The sequence below is a fragment of the Corallococcus sp. 4LFB genome (assembly GCF_046520365.1).
GTDB classification, from domain to species: Bacteria; Myxococcota; Myxococcia; order Myxococcales; family Myxococcaceae; genus Corallococcus; species Corallococcus caeni.
On the sequence record NZ_JBKGHJ010000636.1, the window covers coordinates 1 to 3,992 of the forward strand.

Consider the following 3,992-nt stretch of genomic DNA (forward strand, 5'->3'; position numbering starts at 1 on the left):
CCCGGCGCGGCCCACGACGTGAGCAGCCGGGGGCGGCCCACGGTGAGCGTGCCCGTCTTGTCGAAGGCGACGGCGCGGATGCCGCTCAACAGCTCCAGGTAGATGCCGCCCTTGATGAGCACGCCCCCGCGCGCGGCGGACGCCACCGCGGAGAGCACGGCGGACGGCGTGGAGATGGCGAGCGCGCACGGCGACGCGGCCACCAGCAGCCCCACCGCGCGCAGCACGGCCTCCTTCAGCGGCGTGCCCGTCAGCACCAGCACCCCCGGGAACAGCACCGCCGCCGCCATGACGAGCGGCGCCACCGTGCGCTCCAGGCGCTGGGCGAAGCGCTGCCGCTTGCCCTTCTGCGCCTCCGCCTGCGCCACCATGTCCACCACGCGCGCCAGCACGGACTCCGACGACAGGCGCGTCACCTCCACCTCCAGCGCCGCCTCGCAGTTGATGGTGCCGGAGAACACCTCGTCGCCCGGCTTGCGCGCCACCGGCATGGACTCGCCGGTGATGGCCGCCTGGTCCAGGGAGCTCTTGCCCTCGCGGATGATGCCGTCCAGCGGGACGCGGTCGCCCGGACGCACGACGATGCGCTCGCCGCGCGCCACGTCCGCCACCGGCACCTCCACCACTTCCGAGCCCCGGCGCACGCGCGCCACCTCCGGGCGCAGCTGGCCCAGCGCTTCGATGGAGCGGCGCGCCTTGTCCATGGCCCGGTGCTCCAGCGCGTGGCCCGCGCTGAAGAGGAAGAGCAGGAACGCGCCCTCGAACCACGCGCCGAGCACCGCCGCGCCCACCGCGGCCACGACCATCATCGTCTCGATGTCGATGCGCAGCTGCGCGATGGACTGCACCGAGCCCCGGATGGCGAAGAAGCCGCCGCTCGCCATGGACAGCGCCCAGAGCACCGTGGCCACCAGCGGCGGCGCCAGCGCGAAGTGCTCCACCCCGAAGCCCGCCGCCAGCAGCACGCCGGAGGCGACCACCAGGGGCAGCTCCAGGAGCGGCGCCAGGCCTCCGCCGTGCGCGTGGTGCGAACAGGCGTGGCCCGCCATGGGCACTTCCAGCCCGTACCCGAGCGCCTTCACCCGGGCCTCCACGTCCAGAGGCTTCAGCTCCTCCTTGTCGTATTCGATGACCAGGCGCTCGCTGGCATACGCGACGCTGGCGGTGAGCACGCCCTTCATCTTGGAGACCGCGTGCTCGATGACCTGGGCCGCGTCCGCGGAGTCCATCCCGCGCACGAACCAGGTGTGGTGCAGGTAGCGCGCGGCCACCCGCGCCCCCGTCTTCTGCGCGAGCGTCACCAGCTTCGACACGCTCACCAGCGACGGCTGGTAGTGGATGCACACCTCCGCGTGCCCCGCGTCGCGGCGCAGGTGCACGTCGGTGATGCCGTGCTGCGCTTCCAGGGCCGCCTCCAGCCGCTCGAAGCGGCCCTGGTCGTCCGTCTCTCCCGGCAGCGTGCCCTCCAGGTCCAGCTGGAGCGCGGCGCCGCCCCCTTCCGCCGGGCGGTGGGCCGGCGGACGGATGACGCGCTGGGAGTGGGCATGCCCATGGTGGTCATGGCCATGGTGGTCATGCCCGTGGTCGTGGCCATGGGAGCAGGAAGGGCCGTGCACGTGGGGCTCGCCGTGCGCATGCGCGTGCCCGTGGTCCTGACCGTGATGGTCATGGCCGTGGCCGTGGTCGCACCCCGGGCCGTGGACGTGGCGCTGCACGACATTGCCGCCGGCTTCCGCCTCCTTGAGGCCCTTGATGTTCAACGAACCGAACCGCGACCCGCTCTTCTTCTGCTCCGGCATGGCTGTTCTTCCTGTCGCCCTAGTGGCGGTGTCCGCGGCGTGAGTGGGAGGGCGCGGCGGCCGGGGGCGGCGCTTCCGCCTTGGGGGCGTCGTCCTCGGCCTCGTCGTGGTGGTCCTCGTCCCCATGCTCTTCAGGGACGGGCTGGTCGAAGCGCTGGCCGGCGACCTCCAGCGTGAAGCGCTTGCACTCCGGGGGCACCTCGAACTCCAGCACCGCGGGCAGGCGGCCCTCGTAGACCTTCAGCACCTTGCCCTGCTCGTCGTAGATGGTGCCGCCCGCGGCGACGGTCATGGTCTCGTCCACCAGCACGGCGACCAGCTCCGCCATCTCCTCCATGCGGTCCGCGATGCGGTGGCACCACAGGTGGCCCACGCCCGGATAGGTGGTGTGGGAGATCTCCTCCATCTGCTCCTCGTCCACCTGCTCGCCCACGCCCATGAAGACGAAGTTGATGCGCGGCAGGCGGCCGGAGGCGATCTCCTTGGCCACCTGGGTGGCGTAGGCCGTCACGTCATGGGCGTCGTTGATCTGCGAGTCCGTGATGATGACCGCCAGGCCCCGCTTGGCGCCTTCGCCCACCTGCTGCTTGATGTGCGCCACGAAGTCGCGCAGCACCGGCAGCATCACCGTGGCCTTGCCGTAGGAGCGCGGCCCGGGGAAGCGGTAGCCCTTGGCCTGCGGGCCCGTGAGGTCGCCCACCACCTCCAGCTGGGTGCCGTCGCCCGCGGCCCAGTAGGTGACGCGCACCTTGCCGTCCCGGTCCTTGTTGGCCAGGTACTCCAGCATCCACTGCATCTGCGGCTCGACCTGGTTCTTCACCGGGGCGAGCTTCGCCAGGATGCCGCGCGGCCCGTACGCGTTCTCCATGCTCGCGGAGCCGTCCATGTAGAGGGCCACGTCCAGGCCCTCCACGGTGGGGTCGTGCAACAGCGTCGCGATGACCTTGTTGCCCATCCGGTGGATGTCGGAGAAGGGGCGGTTGACGACTTCGTGGCCGGCCATCAGTGGTGGTCCTCGTCCTCGTCGTGGTGCTCTTCGTCGGGGAGCGGCTGGGTGTAGCGCTGGCCGTTCACCTCCAGCGTGAAGCTCTTGGCCTCTTCGGGAACGTCGAACTCCAGCACCGCGGGCAGGCGGCCCTCGTACGTCTTCAGCACCTTGCCCTTGTCGTCGTAGATGGTGCCGCCAGCGGCGACGGTCATGTTCTCATCCACCAGCACGGCGACCAGCTCCGCGACCTGGGTGATCTCCTTCGCGATGCGGTGGCACCACAGGTGGCCCACGCCCGGATACTCCTCGTGGGCGATGTGCTCCAGCTGCTCCTCGTCGATGTCGTCGCCCACGCCCACCAGCACGAAGTTGATGCGCGGAAGACGTCCGGCGGCGATCTTCTTCGCCACCTCCGCGGAGAACTTCTCGACGGCCTCCGCGTCGTGGAGGCGGCCGTCGGTGACGATGATGGCGCAGCCGCGCTTGGCGCCCACCTTCACCTGCTCCTCCAGGTACTTCACGTAGTCGCGCAGCGCGGGCTCCAGGTACGTGAAGCCGCCCAGCTGCTTCGCGCCGGGGAACTTGTACTGCTTCACGTCGGTGCCCTTGAGCTCGCCCACGGCCTCCACCTGGCGGCCGTTGGTGCCACAGGCCCAGTAGGCCACGCGCAAGAGGCCGTTGCGGTCCTTGGTGGCCAGGTACTCCAGCATCCACCGCACCTGCGGCTCCACGTCGTTGGAGGGCTCCTTCATCGGCGCGCCGCGCAGCCACTCCAGGAACGAGCGCTGCTCGGTCTTGTAGGCGTACTCCTCCCGCATGCTGCCGGACGCGTCCATGTAGATGGCCATGTCCAGGCCCTCCACCGTGGGGTCGTGCAGCAGCACCGCGCGCACGCGGTCCCCTTCGCGGTGCAGGTCCGAAAACGGCTCGATCGGCTTCTCGTGTCCCATGGTCTGCCTTTCTGGAGGGTGAAAACGCTATCGCCCGGAGTGCGCGCACCGCAAACGGCGCCGGGGGTCAGTCCTCGAAGTCGCTCATCCAGTCCGGCGTCTTGCCGGGCGGGGCGGCCGCCTTCTCGTGCTGCTTGGAGGCCGGACGGGCGGGCGCGGCCGGAGCCGGGCCGAAGTCCGCCTGCCATGAGGCAGGGGGCGCCGCTTTCGACGCGGGGGGCGCCGGGCCGGTCTGGGCGCGGGCTTCGGCCGCAG

The 3,992-nt window shown here is 70.9% G+C and carries 3 protein-coding genes and 1 pseudogene; all 4 read right to left on the reverse strand.

Annotated elements, in window-relative coordinates:
• On the reverse strand, window positions 1-1,799 hold a 1,799-nt coding region (locus ACLEQD_RS38510; protein WP_410390832.1), incomplete at its 3' end, for a heavy metal translocating P-type ATPase.
• A 19-nt stretch (window positions 1,800-1,818) separates the two neighbouring features.
• Window positions 1,819-2,802, reverse strand: coding sequence for a VWA domain-containing protein (locus ACLEQD_RS38515; protein ID WP_410390834.1), 984 nt, complete (start codon window positions 2,800-2,802; stop codon window positions 1,819-1,821).
• The gene (locus ACLEQD_RS38520; RefSeq protein WP_410390836.1) at window positions 2,802-3,737 is read right to left on the reverse strand and encodes a vWA domain-containing protein; all 936 of its coding nucleotides are present in this window, start codon (window positions 3,735-3,737) and stop codon (window positions 2,802-2,804) included. The genes ACLEQD_RS38515 and ACLEQD_RS38520 overlap by 1 nt, the downstream gene beginning before the upstream one ends.
• Before the next feature lie 67 nt (window positions 3,738-3,804).
• Window positions 3,805-3,992: pseudogene (locus ACLEQD_RS38525) on the reverse strand (hypothetical protein); the annotation flags it as partial.